The sequence below is a fragment of the Janibacter zhaoxuefangae genome (assembly GCF_050271985.1).
In the GTDB taxonomy this organism is placed as follows: Bacteria; Actinomycetota; Actinomycetes; order Actinomycetales; family Dermatophilaceae.
Window position 1 is genome coordinate 107,031 of record NZ_CP189849.1, and the last position, 17,786, is coordinate 124,816.

A 17,786-nucleotide genomic window follows, 5' to 3' on the forward strand; every position below is an offset into this window, starting at 1 on the left:
GAAGGAGACAGGGCGACAGAGGGGTTCGCCCGACGGAGGATTCACATGGCAGCCGACAGCGGCATGCTTCACGGCAGCACTTGGGGCTCACCCATGACGGGTGAGGACCGCGTACCGGTGACCGGCGAGGGTCGCAGTTCAGCCCCGCGCACCGATGAGTTCGGCGGGGTGGTCGGCTCGGGGACCGGCCGGACGATCCGGGCCGCCTGGCGTGCCTCGTCCGTCGGTCGCGTACGCCACGCCATCGCGGAGGACCTGCGGGCTCGCGGCGTCTCCGAGACCATCGTCGAGGAGGCGGAGATCGTCACCTCCGAGCTCCTGTCCAACGCGATCCGCCACGCCCGCCCGCTCGGCGACCACGCGGTCCGGATCCGATGGAAGGTCAAGGGCGACGTCGTCGAGGTCGAGGTGACCGACGGCGGGTCGACCTCCACCCCGCGCCCCGTCTCCGGTGCCGTGTGGGCCCTGTCGGGACGCGGTCTGCGGATCGTCCGAAGCCTCGCTCACGAGTGGGGCGTCAGCGACAGCGGCCCCGGTGTGACGGTCTGGGCCTCGCTCGGCGGACCGAGTCGTCGCCGCGCAGGCAGCTGATCTGGTCGGCCCATTAGGGTTGCGGCCATGGGCAAGGCATCTCGACGTAAGAACACCGCCGGCACGACCGCGAAGGTCGCCCCGGCCCCCTTCGTCCGACGCCCCTTCGAGGGCCTCGCGAGCGAGACCGAGTGGGTGGCGCTGAGGGAGATCGTCCCGGCCGCGACCGCGACCGCGCGGTTGGCCGACGGCGGCCGTGAGGTCACGATCGCCACCGTCCTGCCCCTCGCCTGGCCGGCCCTGCACCGCGCCGACGGCACGATCCTCGTCGCCACCCAGTCCGGCGGCAGCAGCGGCGACGCGAGCCGCGACCTCGCGCGCGCCCTCGTGGCCGCGCTCGAGACCGAGCCCGGCACCCCGATCATGTCGCTGCCCGCCGCCACCGAGGAGACCCCCCGCCTGCAGGACCTCCTCGACACCAGCTCCCCGCTCGAGGTGACGCTGCACGAGGGGTTCGACTTCTGGATCGAGGGCCAGGAGCTCGACGGCGCCGCCAAGGAGTCGCTCGAGCGCGCCAACGAGACGATCGTCCCGTCGGTGAAGTTGGCCGCCGCGCCGTCGGCCTACTGGTGCCGGATGGGGTCGCGCACCTTCCTGCGACTCGTCCTCGGCGACGACGAGGACGCCGCGACCGATGCCCTCGCCCGACTGCACGCCGTCGGTGAGTCCGCTCTCGACGAGGGCGTCCGGCTGCTCGGTGCCTTCCGCAGCCACGGCCTGCTCGTGCCCGTGTGGGACCTCGACCCCGAGCGCGACGCCGCCGATTACGAGGACCAGGTGGCCGCCTTCATCGCGCGCTACGAAGCCGCCCTCGCCACGTCCGAGCCGTTGACGCCGGAGGAGCGCCGGGCCCGTTCCGGGCTGCTCTCCCGGCAGGTCACGATCCGCTGACCATGAGCACCGCATCCCGCGTCGCCGCCGTCATCCCCTGCAAGGACGAGGCGGACCGCATCGCCGAGACCGTCGCCGCCGTCGCGGGTCTGCCCGACGTGGGCCTCGTCGTCGTGGTCGACGACGGCAGCAGCGACGACACCGGCCTGGTCGCGGCCCGTGCGGGTGCCCTCGTCGTGCGTCACGCGATCAACCAGGGGAAGGCGGCCGGCCTGATGACCGGCTGCGCCCGCGTGGCCGAGGAGGAGCGACGCCTGGGTCGGGACGAGCCGTGGGTGCTGCTCTTCGTCGACGGCGACCTCCAGGGTTCCGCCGCCAACCTCGGCCCCCTGATCCCACCCGTGCTCGAGGGGCGCGCCGACCTCACGGTCGCGAACATCCCGAGGGCCAACAGCTCGCAGGGTCGCGGCCGCGTCGTCCGTCTCGCGCGGAGCCAGATCCTCGCCATGACCGGTCGCGAGATCAACCAGCCGCTCTCCGGCATGCGGTGCCTGACCCGCGAGGCCTACGCGGCCGCGTCTCCGCTGGCCTCGGGCTGGGGCGTCGAGGCCGCCATGCTCGTGGATGTCCTGCGCGCCGGGCTGCGCGTCGAGGAGGTCCCCGTCGAGCTGACCCACCGGGCCTCCGGCGCCGACATGCGGGGCCGCATCCACCGCGCGAAGCAGCTGCGCGACGTCGCCAAGGCCGTCCTCGAGAGGCGTCTGCGCCGTGGCTGAGGAGAGGCGGGGGGACCGGCTCCGGCCGACACTCCTCGTCATCTCCTTCACGCTGCTCCTGCTCGTCGGTTGGCTCGGTCCGTCCGCCGCGCAACCCGACCTCGGGGACCGCGGCTGGGCCCCGCCCCAGTTGCCGTGGTCGCTCAACTCGATGCAGACGACCATCGTCCTGGCAGTGGGCTACATCGTCGGCGCGCTCGCGCTCGCCCGTGGTGTGGCCGTGGCCACGACGGGATCGCTGCGCTGGCCGGCCGCACTCGGCCTCGGCGGGCTCGCCCTGCTGGCGGCCCCCTACGGCACGGCCGACCACACGAACTACGCCGCCTACGGTCAGATCGCCCTCGAAGGTGGTGACCCGTGGTTTGAGCGGCCGGCGCTGTGGCAGGACGGCACCGACCCCGTCGCGAGCGAGGCGAACTACCCGTGGCGGTGGACCCCCAGCGTCTACGGACCCGTTGCGGTGCAGGCGTTCCGGCTCGCCGCGGCGCTCGGTGACGACAACCTGCGCCAGGTCGTGTGGGTGTGGCAGGTCATGGTCGTCCTCGCGTGGCTCGCGGTCCGCGCGCTGCTGCGCCGGCTCGTCGACGACCACCACGCCGTCGACCTGTGGTGGACGCTCAACCCGCTCGTCTTCGGCGTCGCCGTCCTCGGCGCGCACGTCGACATCCTCGCCACGGTCGCCGTGGCGGTCACGGTGCTGCTCGCGCGCAACCACCCGGCGCTCGCCGGGGTCGCCTGCGGCGTGGCGGCGAGCACGAAGATCACCGCCGGTGTCGTCGCCGTCGCCCTCGTCGTCGCGTGGATCGTGCTGCGCCGCGACCGGCTGCCGTGGCGAGTGGCGCGTCTCGCCGGGACCGCCGGTGTCATCGTCGTGGCCGCGCACCTGCTCGCCAGCCCGTACACCTTCGCCCGGATCAAGGCGGCGAGCTCGCACATCTCCTTCGCGACCCCGTGGCGGCTGCTCATCGACGCGATGGGCTGGGACCCCGAGTCGGGGTGGGTCGGCACGTGGGTGTCGGTCGGCAGCGCCGTCGTCGCGATCGTCCTGGCGCTGATGCTGTGGCGGCTGACCGACCGCGCGGCCCCGGCGACCGTGCAGGGGCAGACCCTGCGGGCCCTCTTCGCACTCATGGGCGCCTACATCCTCGCGGCCGCCTACGTGCTGCCGTGGTACGACCAGTTGATGTGGCTGGCGCTGCCCGCCTTCGCCCTGCGCGGGGAGGTGCGCTGGTGGCTGCCGGACGCGCTGACCGCCCGCGCGCTCGTTCTGGCCGTCGCGTATCTGCCCGGGCGGTCGCGGGGGATGTCGGAATCGGTCGAGGCGCTCACGGTCGGCTTCCGGTCGGACGTCGCGCCGTGGTTGGTGCTGGCGCTGTGGGTCGCGATCGTCGTCGCCTTCGTGCGCCGGATCTCCGGCGAAGGGCTTCGGCCGGCCCCCGCGCCCTGACGCGGGTCAGGCCGTCGACTGCGCCAGTTCGCGTGCACGGTGCTCCCGGATCTGATCGATGAGCACCTTCACGTTGATGGCGATGAGCAGCGGCACCGCGACCGTGGCGCCGACGGCCGGGATGGCCGTGCCCGAGTCGTTGAGCGCAAAGCCCAGCGCGAGCATGACGACCAGGGCGACGAGACCCGGACGCAGCGTCGGGTGCCGCCCCGAGGCCGCTTGCAGCGCCCGTGAGCCCCACGACGTCGGCCGCGCCAGCACGTAGATGACGAAGATGAGCGCGATCGGCACGAGCAGGGTGAGGCGGTAGTTCCCGAAGAGGATCGACAGGTTCGTGTTCGCCTTGCGCAGGATGATCTGGAGGGCGCCACCGTCGAGGATCTCCTGGAGGAAGTTGCCCAGGTGACTGCGCTCGGCCGCCGGCCGTAGCCAGTCGAGGAAACACACGCCGAGGAAGACGGCCGCGGTCGCGAGCGCGATGACCAGCCCGCGCCGCCACGTGATCCGCACGCCGAGGATGGTCAGCACGAGGTAGGCCGTCGCCGGCAGCAGGGCGAGCGGCCCGCCACCGTCGGCACCCCACTGCGGGTTGCCGTCGATGAGGCTCGCGAGCAGCCCGATCCCCAGCGCCGCCGCGGCGCCGAGCCGGACGTGACCGCGTCGGACGAGGACGTCGGACGCGGCGATCATGAGGAAGATCGTCGCCGTCGCGAAGATGGCGAAGGGGACGTTGCCGAACCCGTAGAAGCGCCCGCCGTCCAGCGGGTGCAGACCCATCACGGACGTGAGGATGAGTTCCGACCCGGTCATCACGTCGACCGCGAGCACCCCGACGGTGGCCAGGGCGACGACGGCAGCCGACCCGAGCGGCGCACGCCGCCACGGCCCGAGCAGCGCGACCGCCGTGATGAGGACCGCGAAGAGGCCCACGGCGCCGATGAGTCCGAGCATCGCCGTCTCGGTGCGCCACCACGGCAGCAGGTTGGCGAGGAAGGTCGAGATGGGGACGCTCGCGGCGAGTGTGCCCACGACCCGGGTCACGCCGAGCAGCCGGGTGCGGGTCAGGACCGACCCGAGCTTCCCCTTCCACACCAACCACACGAAGGCGTAGACGAGGATCTGGCTGTAGGCGAACCCGTTGAAGAACGGAGGCACGAGCGGGTCGATGGCGCTCGTGCTGACCTCGACGTCGGTGAGGTGCTGGTGCCGGTCCTCCGTCGTGGTGTCGTCGTCGGCGGGCTTGGTGGTCAGGAGGCCGCCGCCGACCCCCTTCGGGACGGGCACGTCGAAGAGCTGCAGCGTCGTGACCGTGACGTCGCTGGCTTGGGCGAGCGAATCCTGTCGCGTCGACGGCGACTTGAGGGTGCCGGCCGAGAAGTCGGGGCCCACAGCCGCCAGGACGCGCAGGCGCTCGGTTCGGCCGGAGTCGGACGGGCTCGTGAGGATGACGTTGACGTCGCCCCCGACGGCCGAGCGCACCTCACCGAGGCTCGCGTCGATCGCGGCGACCTGCGCGGCCCGGGACCCGAGCCCGGTGACGTCCTCACCGTCGGCGACGAGTTCGGGGTCTCGGACCTGGCCGATGTCGACGAGGGTCAGGCCGGGATGGGCGAAGGCGGTGTCGTCGGTCAGCGCCCGCTCGAGGGTCTGGTAGCTGCCCGCGGGGGTGCCGTCCTCCTGCGTGCCGGCGAGCGCGGCGCCGGGGCCGATCGCCGTGACCTCGACGTCGTGCTCGGTCAGCAGCGTCGCGAGCAGGCCCGGTCGTGCATCGAAGGCGGCCTTGCTCGCCGCGTCGGTGTACGCGCTCCAGTTCTCGATGGTGCCGTCGCGCGCGGGTTCGGGGAGCGCGGGGCACGGCTCGGTCGTCGGACGCGCGGCGCCGTCGGGAAGCGTTGCGGCGGCGCGGTTGCCGGCGGACAGGCCGAGCCAGCCGTCGACCGGGCAGGTGTTGGTGAAGACGGACCGGGCCACGAGCGCCGAACCGGATCCCTGGTCGAGCATCGCCCACAGCTCGGGGGTCTTCTCCGGGGAGATGTCGCTCCACGACAGCCCGCCCGTGCCGATGACGACGAGGCGGTCGACGACCGGGTTGCCGGTGGTGGACGCTCCTGAGCTGGCACCGGTGACAGCATCGGAGGGGGTCGCGGTGGCCGCCGAGGAGGCGGCGACACCGACACCCGACAGGGTCAACAGGGCCAGCGCGAGGGTGGCGAGGAGGCGTCGGGTCACGAGTGACAGGGTAGTTGCGAACCTTCGCCGAACCTGTGAGTGAAACGGCCGGGCACCGCGGACGGGTGACGACCTAGTCTGGCGGCGTGCCCCGGATGCCTCTGCTCAGTGACGCCGCCGCGACCGGCCTCGGTTTCGTCGCGGGTCTCGCCCTCGTCGCGGTCATCGCCGTCGCGGTCCTGGCGCTCGTCGAGGTGCGCGCGCTCCGCCGCCGGGTGGCCCGCCTCGAAGCGGCCCGCCCCGTGGGCAGCGGTGACCTGGCCGCCCTTCGCTCCGACCTCGCTCAGGCCCTGCGGCACGTGGCCGTCGTGCGGTATGACGCCTTCGGCGACATGGGCGGGCGGCTCTCCTTCAGCGCGGCGGTCATCGACGACGCGGGCGACGGGTTCGTCCTCAGCGCGCTGCACGGCCGCGGCGAATCCCGCACGTACGCCAAGGGCATCGTCGGCGGCACCAGTGACACCACCCTCACCCCCGAGGAGCAGCAGGCGCTCGCCGCCGCACGCACCGGATCGGAGCAGGCATGATCGACGACGCACGCACCTACGCCTTCCTCGGCCCGGCGGGCACCTTCACCCAGATGGCCCTGCATGAGTGGGTCGGTGACGAGCCGCACGAGCAGGTGCCGCACGGTTCGGTGGACGCCGCGTTGTCGGCACTGCGCGCGGGAGAGGTCGACGCCGCCGTCGTCCCCATCGAGAACTCCGTCGAAGGTGGCGTGAGCGCCACCCTCGACGCCCTGGCCGGAGGCGGTCCGCTCCTGCTCGTCGGCGAGGTTCTCGTGCCGATCACCTTCGTCCTGGCGGCCCGGCCCGGCACCCGCCTCGAGGATGTGCGGGCCGTCGGCACGCACTCCCACGCCTGGGCTCAGGTGCGCGGCTGGATGCACACGCACCTGCCGCGCGCGACGTACGTGCCGACGCTGTCGACGGCCAGTGGCGCGCAGGGCCTGGCCGTCCTCGCCGGCGAAGGGGACCGCGACACCGCCCACTACGAGGCCGCGGTGTGTGCGCCGGTCGCCGCGAGCAACCACGGCCTCGACGTCCTGGCCGAGGGCATCGAGGACAACACGAGCGCGGTGACCCGGTTCGTCGTCGTGTCGCGGCCGGGGTCGGTGCCGCCCGCGACGGGCAAGGACAAGACGACGCTCGTGGCCTATCAGCGGGCCGACCGTGCGGGTGGCCTGCTGGAGCTGCTGGAGCAGTTCTCGGTCCGCGGGATCAACATGACGCGGCTGGAGTCGCGTCCGACGAAGGCATCGATGGGTTCCTACTGCTTCTCCATCGACATCGAGGGGCACGTCAGTGACGAGCGCGTCGGCGAGGCCCTCATGGGGTTGAAGCGGGTGTGCGCGGACGTGCGCTTCCTCGGGTCCTATCCGCGCGCGGATGGCGGCGAGGCCGAGGTGCATGAGCACACGAGCGACGACGCGTTCGGTGAGGCGCGCGCGTGGCTGCGGTCGCTGCGCGGGTGACCGGGGTCGTTGGCGCGGCGCTGAGTCCTCGGGTCGTCGTGGCCGCGCAGGATCCGAGCGTGGTCTGACGCGCGAGCGCGAGCACCCGCCTACTGGCGCTCGTCGCCGCCGGACTGCTGGCGTCGGTGCTCCCTGCGCGGCGTGCGGTGCGGGTGACACCGGCCGCGGCGCTCGCTGCGGAGTAGGGCCCTAGAGTGAGCGGACCGCCGATCGCGGTTCACAGACGGAGGCAGGGAATGCAGAAGATCGGTGTCGTCGGATGCGGGCTCATGGGGTCCGGGATCGCGGAGGTGTCGGCCCGGGCAGGGCACGACGTCGTCGTCGCGGAATCGAGCCAGGCAGCGGCCGATGCCGGCCTCGCCCGCCTGACGAAGTCCCTCGAGCGGGCCGAGTCGCGCGGCAAGATCGACAGTGCGCAGGACGTCCTGTCGCGCATCCGCGTCATCCCCGACCTGCAGTCCATGGCCGACCGCGACATCGTCGTCGAGGCGATCGTCGAGGACGAGGCGACGAAGGTTGCCCTCTTCAAGCAGCTCGACGAGATCGTGACGAGCCCGGACGCCATCCTCGCGTCCAACACGTCGTCGATCCCGATCATGAAGCTGGCCGTGGTCACCAAGCGCCCGACGCACGTCCTCGGTGTGCACTTCTTCAACCCGGTCCCGGTGCTCAGCCTCGTCGAACTCGTTCCCAGCCTGCTGACGGCCGACGAGACGACGGAGGCGGCCCGCACCTGGGTCGAGGGGTCGCTCGGCAAGCACGCCATCGACTGCCAGGACCGCGCCGGGTTCGTCGTCAACGCGCTGCTGATCCCCTTCATCCTGTCGGCGATCCGGATGTATGAGAGCGGCTTCGCCAGCGCCGAGGACATCGACCAGGGCCTCGTGCGCGGCGCCGCGCACCCGCAGGGTCCGCTCGCGCTCGCCGACCTGATCGGTCTCGACACGACGAAGGCGGTGGCCGAGTCGCTCTACGAGGAGTTCAAGGAGCCGCTCTACGCCTCGCCGCCGCTGCTGGCCCGCATGGTCGACGCCGGGCTGCTCGGTCGGAAGACGGGGCGCGGGTTCTACACCTACGACAAGTGAGCCGCGCTCGCGCGCAGGCATGACGAAGGGCGGCCGGTCACCGGCCGCCCTTCGTCATTCCGGTGGGCTCAGCGGCGCACCACGACGGTGTTGGCCGCCCGGTCGTGCCACCCTCGGCGGGCACCGGAGCCGTCGAAGAGGGCCGACCCCCAGATGATCGGGTTGATCGGCAGGCACACGGCGAGTCCCACGTGGGGCAGCAACCAGCGCAGCAGCGAACTGCCCCAGCTCGGCTTCCGGAGCGTCTGCACGTCGATGACCCGCAGACCGGTGAGCAGTTTGCCGATCGTGGCACCGAGGGTCGCGACGAGGATGATCTCGGGCAGCACGACAACCGCCGCGATCCCGGCGAGGCCGAGGAAGAATGGCTCAGGGTCGGGCTGACTGCCGTCTGCGTTGACCTCGAGCGGTCCGATCGGCACGGCGCCGACCCACAGGATGATCCCGGTGATGGCGGCCAGCACGAGCGCGACGTCGATCAGCCGGGCCACGGTGCGTCGGGCCAGCGGGGCGACTGGGGGGTACCCGGGTGGGACGGGGGCACGTTCCGGCCGTGGGGGAGGTCCGTAGCTGTGCCCGGGCGCCTGTCCATGGATGTTCATGCGTTCTCCCGTCGCTTGTCGGGAGCGTACTGAAGCGATGGCCCTCGGAGGGCCGGGTTCGCCCCTAGGCTGCCGGGATGCTGGCTCCACGCTCCGCCCGGATGGCACTGAGGTTGTACGCGGCCGTGGCCACAGTGCATCTGGCGTCCCAACTGACCGGCCAGGAGACGTCATCGCGCGTCACCCAGTGGTTCCTCATGCCGGTGTTGGCCGTGTTCCTGCTGGTCAGCACCGGGAGTGCCACCCGGGAAGGTGCCGAGCGTCCCGCCCGTGGACTGTCCGGGGCAGCCGGTCGGGGACGTCTGGCGACCCTGACGCTCGTGGCACTGGGGTTCGCCTGGTTCGGGGACTCGGCGCCGAGTCTCACCCACGGCGACATGGCCTTCCTGACGATGGTGGGCTTCTTCCTGCTCGCCCAAGTGGTGTACATCGTGGCGTTCTGGCCTCACCGACGGACCAGCGTGCTGCACCGCCGGCGCATCCTGCTGGTGCCGTATCTCGTGGCGGTCGGTGCCTTGGTGGCCGCGTGTGCCCCACAGGCCGGGGCGCTGCTTGTCCCCGTGCTGGTCTATGGGGCGCTGCTGGGAACGATGGCGGTCCTGGCCACCGGCCTGAACGCCCTGACGTGGGCAGGAGGCGCACTCTTCCTCGTCTCGGACGGGTTGATCGCCCTGAACGCGTTCGCCCCGTGGTGGGACCTGCCGCAGCAGGGCTTCGTCGTGATGCTGACCTACTGCGCCGCCCAGCTGCTGATCGTGCTCGGGGTGGTGCGCGCGCGTGCGAGCGGCCTGAACGCGCAGGTTGACCACTCAGGCCACCCCAGCACCTGAGCCGTCTCAACCACCTGAGCCGTCTCAACCACCTGCGATCTCACCCGACCGGGAGCACACCCGCGTCACGGCCCGCGTCGGAACCTGATCCGCACGCGCTGGTCCGTGTCACGCAGCACCGTGTGCTCCGTGTCGAGCCGGTCGATCGCCCGGTGATGTCGTCCGCAGAGCGGCACCGCGTTGGCGAGATCGGTACGCCCTCCGGCGACCCACGGGGTCAGGTGGTGAAGTTCGCACCACGCGAGCGGCCGATCGCAGCCGTCGGCTACACATTCGTCATAGGTGGCGCTGAGCGCGACCCGTTGTGCGGTCGTGAAGCAGCGTTGCTGGCGCCCGAGGTCGACCGGCACGGAGGCGCCGCCGAGGATGGCCGGCACGATCCCGGCGCCGCACGCAGTCCGGCGCAGTTCACCGGCCGAGACGGGCCCGGCCACGTCGGTCCCGGCCGCGCGGGCGACGTCGCCGCGCAGCGTGTCGAGGTCCGCGGTCACGAGAATCGTGGCGGCCACCTTGTCGTGCAGGTGGTCGGTGGGGATGCGAGCCAGCAACTCGGCGAACGCGGTCCCGCGGCGGTGCTGCCAGTCGAGCTGGGCCATCTTCCAGTCCACGGGCTCGGACGGGCGCCCAGGCTTCCCGGTCAGGTCGTCGGTGGTCCGGCGCCGGGGCGCCGTCATTGCGTCCAGCACCTTCTTCAGGGTCATGCCGGCGAGCCATGGAACCGTGAATCCGCCGCTCATCGTGCCGTCGTGGTTGTCCTTGGACCAGAAGGACGCGGCCTCCCAGGCGCGGTCCTCCTCGGCGGTCACGATGGCGTCCTCGTGCGCGTCGACGATCCGCGGATCGGGTTCGACCTGAGCGAGGATGCGGCGTCCGATCCGACGCAGCTGAGCCGGGGTGCGGTTCACGGCCAGCCTCAGGAGTTCGGCCTCGCAGGCGTCCCGGTCGGCGGCGGTGACCCCCTCGGGCAGATCCCGCAGCGCACCGACGATGACCTTGGCGTGCGCCGACGAGATGTCGCCCTGATCGAACGCCTGCCCGGTCAGACTCCGGCCTCGCGCCGGCATGACCGGCGCGCACTGCCCACCTGCGGAGCCCGGCTCGCTCGGCCCGGCCACACCGCCGCCCTGCAGGTCGACAATCGTCGCCGACGAATCCCCTTCGTCCCCGAGGGCACTGGCGACGGCGGCATCGGCCGCGGCTTCGGACCGGTTCTGCATCGTCTGGCGCGAGAGCCACGACCCCGTGTCGGCGAACCCGGTCCGCTCGGGTACGCCGCTGGCCTCGGCCCGCGCGATCATCCGCAGTCGGGCAGCCTCGGTCCGACGCGCCAGCCGCTCGACTTCGCGTAACAGGGCCCGCTGCTGCGCGCCATCCGGGCCGCGCTCAGCCCCGACCGCAGCCTCGACCGCGAGCGCCGCCAAGATGTCATCGACGGCCGCGTGCCCCCGTGCGATCGCCTCGCCCAACCCACCCCGAACCGGCGCAGCCACGCCCGACATCACCTCATCGGTGACGCTCGGAAGGAGGGCAGCGCTGCTCATACGGACACTCTGTCAGGAGCCACTGACAACGCTCTGACCTGCGACGATGCGCCCTCGACAGCCGCTGTGCTGGGATGTGCGCATGCTCCCCTTCCGGCAGGTCGACGTCTTCTCCGCCGAGCCCTGGCTCGGCAATCCCCTCGCCGTCGTCCACGACGCCGACGGACTGACCGACGCGGACATGGCCGCCTTCGCGCGCTGGACCAATCTTTCCGAGACGACGTTCCTCTGTGCCCCGACCGACGTGCGTGCGGACTATCGCGTGCGGATCTGGACGTCGGGCGGCGAACTCCCCTTCGCGGGCCATCCCACGATCGGCAGCGCCCACGCGTGGCTCGAGGCCGGCGGCGTCCCGCGCGGCGACGTGCTCGTCCAGGAATGCGGCGCGGGGCTCGTGGAGGTGCGTCGGACGCCGCGGCTGGGGTTCGCGGCGCCGCCGTTGCGCCGATCGGGACCCGTCGACCGGGCTTTGCGCGAGCGGGTCGTGCGCGCGCTGGGGATCGACGACGCGAAGGTCGCCGGGATGGCGTGGATCGACAACGGTCCCGGCTGGATCGGCGCCGACCTGCGCGAGGCGCGCACGGTCCTCGACGTCGCGCCGGACATCGCGGCCTTCACCGACCTCAAGGTGGCCGTCGTCGGACGCTGGGACGCGACATCGGTGCGCGAACTCGGCGCCGACGTCGAGGTGCGCGCCTTCTATGCCGACGGGCGGGACTTCGGCGAGGACCCTGTGACCGGCAGCGCCAACGCGGGTCTCGCGCAGTGGCTCATCGGCACGGGCGCCCTCCCCGACGGTTACGTCGCGCGGCAGGGCTCCGCCATCGGCCGAGACGGCCGCGTGCACATCGAGGCCCACGAAGGGGGCATCTGGGTGGCCGGCGATGCCGTCACCCGGATCGTCGGTGAGGTCGACCTCTGAGACGAAGGTCGCACGGGCGACCACCGAAGCGGGCTCAGGCTCGCGGGTCCTCGGGGCGCGCGAGGCGGCGCAGGAAGTCGCGCGTCTCGGGATCCGTCGAGTAGATCTGCACGCTCTGCATCCCGCGCGTGAGCAACACCTTGTAGACGTTGCGCACGAGTCGCTCGAACTGGGCATCGCTGACCTTCGTCCGGTTGCGAAAGTCCGGATCGCGGTTGGCCTCGCGGACTGCGACCCAGTGGTCGTCGCGCCAGACGAAGTCGGGTCCGAGGATCACGCCCGCATGGTCATACTCGAATCCCTGCGCCGTGTAGACGCAACCGACCTGCCCGAAGCCGGCGGGGTCTGTCGCCCAAAGGGCGGAGGGGGGAGCGCCGCCGACGGCGCGGTCCCCGCGCAGATTCCAGGGGCGGGACCATTCCCCAATCGTCACGTCCTCGACGAGGGTGCCGTCGGCGCGCGGGTCACTCCACGACCAGCAATACCCGGCAGCCATGCGCGCGGTGTGGCCGTCGACGGCGGTCGCTGCCAGCGTCGTCTCCATCTCCGTGGGAGTGTCGACGACCGACACGTCGAATCCCGGATCGCCCTGCCAAGGAATGGGTCCGTCACCCTTGAGACCCAGCAGACGCAGCACCCAGTCGACGTAGGTTTCTGAGCCGCCACAACGGAATTGGTCATCCAGATCGATGCGTTCGACCCGCATGCCGAGGCTCGCAGCGTGCTCCTCGATGTCCTCGATCGTTCCGAGCTCCCCGGGACGGACGACCTGGAACTGGTCTAGCAGAAAGACCGGGACCCGAGCCGCCTCGAGCAACTCGATCACCTGAGGGCGCGCTCGCTGGCGAACCTCCTTCTTGGTGTACCGGTTCACCGAGGTCTCCCGCAGGCGGTGTGCCTCATCGAGGATCAGGCAGTCCAGGTCGTTGGGCTCGGCGTCCATGAACGAGTTGAAGTAGGCGAAGAGCTTGGCGACCTGCGGTGCTCGCTTGCCCGCCACCTTCCGCAGGGTCTGGGTGAAAGAGCGTGAACCGGTGGCGTGCATGACCGTCCGACCTTGCCGCGACAACTCACCCATGAGCGAAAGAGCGATGACCGACTTGCCACTGCCAGGCCCACCGCTGACGACGATGGCCGTCTTCGTCGAGGCGCGTCGGGCGCGCGCCACGGCGTGCAGCACGTGTTCGTAGGCGTCCCGCTGCTCATCGAGCAGTACGAACTGCTCGCGCCGCTGGACCTCGTCGGCGGCCAGCGCGAGTAGGTGCTTGCTCGGCGCGATCTTGCTGTTGATCAGGGCGTCGGCCGCCTCGACGCCGCTGGCGGAGGGATCGAGATGCGCTGTGAGGAAGTCGATGAGGGCGCCGCGCCGTTGACCGGTGAAGAGCCGCGCGCGGTCATGTCCGGGCATCTGGAGCAGGTCCTCCACGCCGCGATCGGTGGCGTTGTGCAGGTAGGCCACGCCGACCAACGAGTGGGGCTGCTCGGCCAGAGTTGCCGTGAAATCGCTGAGGTAGTCGCAGTAACCGGCGACCTGCAGAGCCGGGTGAGTCACGCCGCGATGGCCGTACTGCGCCACGCTGACGAGCGTCTCGGAGTCCTCGAACCGCATGGCCTCGGACCACTGCTTGAGCTCGACGACGACGTAGGACGGCTGACCGGTCTTGGGATGTCGCCCGGCGAGTACCACGTCCGCGCGCTTGCTCGTCAGCGGAAGTCGGTACTCGAAAAGCATCTCCACGTCGTGGAGGCCGGCGCTGATCAGATCGGCGCGCAGCGCGGGGATGCTGTGCGTCCAAGATCGGACCTCACCCGACGAGGGGCGGTGGCCCGACTGGAAGGACATCTGCGTGGCCAGGAGTTCCGCGAAGTGGTGCTCGAGCGCCGAGAATCCTCGGACGGAGGAGCGAAGAAGATGCACGGACAGGTCCCCAAGCAGCACGAATCAACTCGTGCGGGTGGGGGCATGTCCACAAGGGAAGCCCGTCGGGCCGCAATGACGTGGTCAGCCTAGGAGACGAGGGCGACCCTCGGGTCCGCGACACAACGAAGACACCGACAAAGGCCGAGCCCCGCCGCAACGTTCGCGACGGGGCCCGAGCACTCACGACAGCGGCATGAACGCCGCCCGACGCTCAGGCGTCGATCACGATGGGGATGATCAACGGGCTCCGACGGAAGGTGCGGTGCGCCCAGCGCCCGACCTCACGACCGATGACCTGCTCGAGCTGCCAGGGGTCACCGATGCCCTCCTTCGCCGCCGTCGCGAGCGCCTTCTCGATGAGCGGGATCGCCGGGTCGAAGTCGCTCACCTTGTGGGTGAATCCGCGCACGAGGAAGTCCGGCGGGTCGGCGAGCTTGCCGGTGTCGGCATTGACGATCGCGAGGACGGTGACGACACCCTCCTCGGCGAGCGTGCGGCGGTCCTTCAGCGCGGACTCGGTGACGCCGCCGACGGTCTGCGCGTCGACGTAGACGTTGCCGGCCGGAACCTTGCCGACGATGCTCGCGTGCCCGTCGATGAGGTCGACGACGAGGCCGTCCTCGGCGAGCACGACGTTGTCGGGGTCGACGCCGGTGCTGATCGCGAGGTCGGCGTTGGCCCGCAGGTGACGCCACTCGCCGTGGATCGGCATGACGTTGGCCGGCTGGATGAGGTTGTAGCAGTAGACGAGCTCGCCGGCGCTGGCGTGCCCGGACACGTGCACCTTCGCGTTGCCCTTGTGCACCACGTTGGCGCCCCAGCGGGTCAGGCCGTTGATGACACCGGAGATCGAGTTCTCGTTGCCCGGGATCACGGAGCTCGCCATGAGGATCGTGTCGCCCTCGCCGATCCGGATCTTGTGGTCGCGGTTGGCCATCCGCGCGAGCGCGGCCATCGGCTCACCTTGCGACCCGGTGCACACGAGCGTCACCTTGTTGTCCGGCAGCCGCTCCAACCGGTCGAGCGGGACGATGAGCCCCTTCGGCACGTTGAGGTACCCCAGTTCCTGCGCCACCCCCATGTTGCGCACCATGGACCGACCGACGAAGGCGACCTTCCGCCCGTGCTCGTGCGCGGCGTCCAGCACCTGCTGGATCCGGTGCACGTGGCTGGCGAAGCTCGACACGATGATCCGCTTCGGCGCTGTGCGGAAGACCTTTTCGATGGCCGGCGCGAGGTCGCGTTCGGACGTCGTGAAGCCGGGCACCTCGGCGTTCGTTGAGTCCGTCATGAAGAGGTCGACGCCCTCATCGGCGAGTCGCGCGAAGCCGCGCAGGTCCGTGATCCGCTTGTCGAGGGGGAACTGGTCCATCTTGAAGTCACCGGTGTGCAGGACGAGCCCCGCCTTGGTGCGGATGCCGACGGCGAGCCCATCCGGGATCGAGTGGTTGACGGCGAGGAACTCGCAGTCGAACCCACCGAACGTGCGGTGCTCCCCTTCGCTGACCTCGACGAGCTTCGGGCGGATCCGGTGCTCCTTGAGCTTTTCCTTGATCAGCGCGAGCGTCAGGCGCGACCCCACGACGGGGATGTCGGCGCGCTCGCGCAGCAGGTACGGGACGCCGCCGATGTGGTCCTCGTGGCCGTGGGTGAGGACGATCGCCGCGATCTTGTCGAGCCGATCCCGCAGCCAGGTGAAGTCGGGGAGGATGACGTCGACGCCGGGCTGGTGCTCCTCGGGGAAGAGCACCCCACAGTCGACGATCAGCAGCGAGCCGTTGTGCTCGAAGACGGTCATGTTGCGCCCGATCTCGCCGAGGCCGCCGAGGGCGACGATGCGCAGGCCGTCGCGGGGCAGGGCGGGCGGCGCCTGGAGCTCCAGATGGGGGTGACTCACGGTGTTTCCTTTGATCGAAGGGGTGCAGCACCCGCCCCCGGAACCTGTCCGTGGGAGCGGTTTGTCACCGGGCGCTTGCCGGCAGGGGTTCGAGGACCAGGTCGGGGTGGTCGCGACGGACGGCCTGGGCACGCCAGGCATCGGTGAAGAGGGCCAGGTGGGCGCCGTCGGACCGCTCGAGGACCTCGGTGCCGCGCAGGCCCTGAAGGTGGGGCGCGTCCTCCTTGGTGGTGCGGCGGGCGACGGTGTAATCGAGTCGGTCGAGCCGGATCGGCGCCATGAACTCGCTCGCCATCCGCACCTGCACGACCTCGAACTGCATGAGGCCGACGGCGGCGAGGACAGGCGCTTGGTCGCCGCGCAGCTCCGAGCGGAGCACCTGGACGACGCCCTCCTGGTCGAGCTGCTCGATGCCGCGACGGAACTGCTTGTAGCGGCCGGTGTCGGTCGCGCGGGCGGTGGCGAAGAACTCCGGCGCGAAGCTCGCGATCGGCGGGTACTCCACCGGCTCGCCGGCGTAGATCGTGTCGCCGACCCGCAGCGCGCTCGCGTTGACGAGACCGACGACGTCGCCCGGCAGGGCCACCTCGACGGACGTCCGATCCCGGCCGAAGACGGTCTGCGCGTACTTGGTCGTGAAGGGGCGGCCGGTGGCCGCGTGCGTGACGACCATGCCGCGCTCGAAGACGCCGGAGCACACGCGCGCGTAGGCGAGGCGGTCGCGGTGGGCGGTGTCCGTGCCGGCCTGCACCTTGAAGACGAAGGCGCTGAAGTCGGAGTCGACGGGCCGTAGGCCGCCGTCCTTCGTCGTCGTCGCGCCGGGTGCGGGCGCCAGTTCGAGGAGCATGTCGAGCAGTTGCGCGACGCCGAAGTTGAGCAGGGCGGAGGCGAAGAGGACCGGGGTCGTCGTGCCCGCGAGGAAGGAGTCCTGGTCGTGGTCGGCGCCGTCCGAGGCGAGCAGGTCGTGGGCCTCCTGCGCGGTCGTCCAGTCGTCGCCGGCCGCGACGAGAGCGTCGTCGGGGTCGAGGTGCCGCTCGGGGGCGCGCTTCGCGCCACCGGCCGTGCGCGTGTACTGGATGAACCGGCCGGTACGGCGATCGAGGACGCCGTGGAAGTCGCCGGCGATGCCGACGGGCCACGTCAGCGGCGTCGGCTTGAGCTTGATCTCGCGCTCGATCTCGTCGATGAGCTCGAGCGGGTCCAGGCCCGGGCGGTCCCACTTGTTGATGACGGTGATGACGGGGATGCCGCGGTGGGCACAGACCTGGAAGAGCTTGAGCGTCTGCGGCTCGAGCCCCTTCGCGGCGTCGACGAGCATCACGGCGGCGTCGACGGCCGCGAGCACGCGGTAGGTGTCCTCGGAGAAGTCGGCGTGGCCGGGGGTGTCGACGAGGTTGACGACGTGGTCGCGATAGGCGAACTGCAGCGCCGTCGAACTGATCGAGATCCCGCGCGAGCGCTCGATCTCCATCCAGTCGGACACCGTTCCGCGTCGGCCCGCCTTGCCGTGCACGGCGCCAGCCTCGGAGATGACGCGGGCGTGCAGCGCGAGCGCCTCCGTGAGGGTCGACTTGCCGGCGTCGGGGTGGCTGATGACCGCGAAGGTGCGGCGGGGTCGGGCGTCGTCGAGGGGAGGCATT

15 protein-coding genes are annotated in these 17,786 nt (G+C 71.1%); 9 read left to right on the forward strand and 6 right to left on the reverse strand.

The genetic code is table 11. The annotated features are described in order from the left end of the window. Window positions 1–45 precede the first annotated feature (45 nt). Genes ACQBAS_RS00520 through ACQBAS_RS00535 form a run of 4 tightly spaced genes read left to right on the forward strand, consistent with a single transcriptional unit; the run spans window position 46 to window position 3,645 of the window. A complete protein-coding gene (locus ACQBAS_RS00520; protein WP_427384361.1) occupies window positions 46–591 on the forward strand; it encodes an ATP-binding protein in 546 nt (181 codons plus the stop codon). Window positions 592–618: 27 nt separating this feature from the next. After that, the gene (locus ACQBAS_RS00525) at window positions 619–1,482 is read left to right on the forward strand and encodes a DUF5926 family protein (RefSeq protein WP_427384362.1); all 864 of its coding nucleotides are present in this window, start codon (window positions 619–621) and stop codon (window positions 1,480–1,482) included. A gap of 2 nt (window positions 1,483–1,484) precedes the next feature. Next, window positions 1,485–2,198: a glycosyltransferase gene (locus ACQBAS_RS00530; protein ID WP_427384363.1), complete on the forward strand. Its 714-nt coding sequence runs from the start codon at window positions 1,485–1,487 to the stop codon at window positions 2,196–2,198. Further along, window positions 2,191–3,645 carry a glycosyltransferase 87 family protein gene (locus ACQBAS_RS00535; protein WP_427384364.1) on the forward strand — a complete coding sequence of 485 codons (1,455 nt, stop codon included), beginning with the start codon at window positions 2,191–2,193 and terminating at the stop codon, window positions 3,643–3,645. The genes ACQBAS_RS00530 and ACQBAS_RS00535 overlap by 8 nt, the downstream gene beginning before the upstream one ends. A 6-nt stretch (window positions 3,646–3,651) precedes the next feature. Here the strand turns inward: ACQBAS_RS00535 and ACQBAS_RS00540 are convergent, their stop codons facing one another. Further along, window positions 3,652–5,874: a hypothetical protein gene (locus tag ACQBAS_RS00540; RefSeq protein ID WP_427384366.1), complete on the reverse strand. Its 2,223-nt coding sequence runs from the start codon at window positions 5,872–5,874 to the stop codon at window positions 3,652–3,654. Window positions 5,875–5,969: 95 nt separating this feature from the next. Here ACQBAS_RS00540 and ACQBAS_RS00545 point away from each other — a divergent pair, with 95 nt between their 5' ends. From ACQBAS_RS00545 to ACQBAS_RS00555, 3 genes are all read left to right on the forward strand, one after another. Beyond that, a complete protein-coding gene (locus tag ACQBAS_RS00545) occupies window positions 5,970–6,401 on the forward strand; it encodes a DUF4446 family protein (RefSeq protein ID WP_427385649.1) in 432 nt (143 codons plus the stop codon). Continuing rightward, a complete protein-coding gene (gene pheA, locus ACQBAS_RS00550; RefSeq protein ID WP_427384367.1) occupies window positions 6,398–7,348 on the forward strand; it encodes a prephenate dehydratase in 951 nt (316 codons plus the stop codon). The genes ACQBAS_RS00545 and pheA overlap by 4 nt, the downstream gene beginning before the upstream one ends. 236 nt (window positions 7,349–7,584) lie before the next feature. Then, window positions 7,585–8,433: a 3-hydroxybutyryl-CoA dehydrogenase gene (locus ACQBAS_RS00555; RefSeq protein WP_427384368.1), complete on the forward strand. Its 849-nt coding sequence runs from the start codon at window positions 7,585–7,587 to the stop codon at window positions 8,431–8,433. Between the two features lie 68 nt (window positions 8,434–8,501). Here the strand turns inward: ACQBAS_RS00555 and ACQBAS_RS00560 are convergent, their stop codons facing one another. After that, window positions 8,502–8,924, reverse strand: coding sequence for an RDD family protein (locus tag ACQBAS_RS00560; protein WP_427384370.1), 423 nt, complete (start codon window positions 8,922–8,924; stop codon window positions 8,502–8,504). 188 nt (window positions 8,925–9,112) lie between these two features. Here ACQBAS_RS00560 and ACQBAS_RS00565 point away from each other — a divergent pair, with 188 nt between their 5' ends. Beyond that, window positions 9,113–9,865, forward strand: coding sequence for a lysoplasmalogenase (locus ACQBAS_RS00565; protein ID WP_427384371.1), 753 nt, complete (start codon window positions 9,113–9,115; stop codon window positions 9,863–9,865). 65 nt (window positions 9,866–9,930) lie between these two features. Here the strand turns inward: ACQBAS_RS00565 and ACQBAS_RS00570 are convergent, their stop codons facing one another. Beyond that, window positions 9,931–11,406 carry a DUF222 domain-containing protein gene (locus ACQBAS_RS00570; protein ID WP_427384372.1) on the reverse strand — a complete coding sequence of 492 codons (1,476 nt, stop codon included), beginning with the start codon at window positions 11,404–11,406 and terminating at the stop codon, window positions 9,931–9,933. A gap of 82 nt (window positions 11,407–11,488) precedes the next feature. Between ACQBAS_RS00570 and ACQBAS_RS00575 the strand changes: the two genes are divergently transcribed. Continuing rightward, a complete protein-coding gene (locus ACQBAS_RS00575) occupies window positions 11,489–12,328 on the forward strand; it encodes a PhzF family phenazine biosynthesis protein (protein WP_427384373.1) in 840 nt (279 codons plus the stop codon). A gap of 34 nt (window positions 12,329–12,362) precedes the next feature. On the opposite strand, the gene ACQBAS_RS00580 is transcribed toward ACQBAS_RS00575, so the two are convergent. The 3 genes from ACQBAS_RS00580 to ACQBAS_RS00590 all read right to left on the reverse strand — a co-directional run bounded on the left by ACQBAS_RS00580 (window position 12,363) and on the right by ACQBAS_RS00590 (window position 17,785). Further along, entirely contained in the window at window positions 12,363–14,246 is a 1,884-nt protein-coding gene (locus ACQBAS_RS00580) for a DNA/RNA helicase domain-containing protein (RefSeq protein ID WP_427384374.1), read from the reverse strand. Between the two features lie 214 nt (window positions 14,247–14,460). Beyond that, window positions 14,461–16,146, reverse strand: coding sequence for a ribonuclease J (locus ACQBAS_RS00585; RefSeq protein WP_427384376.1), 1,686 nt, complete (start codon window positions 16,144–16,146; stop codon window positions 14,461–14,463). Window positions 16,147–16,210: 64 nt separating this feature from the next. Further along, on the reverse strand, window positions 16,211–17,785 hold the full coding sequence (locus ACQBAS_RS00590) for a peptide chain release factor 3 (protein WP_427384377.1): 1,575 nt from the start codon (window positions 17,783–17,785) through the stop codon (window positions 16,211–16,213). Between the last annotated feature and the right edge of the window lies 1 nt (window position 17,786).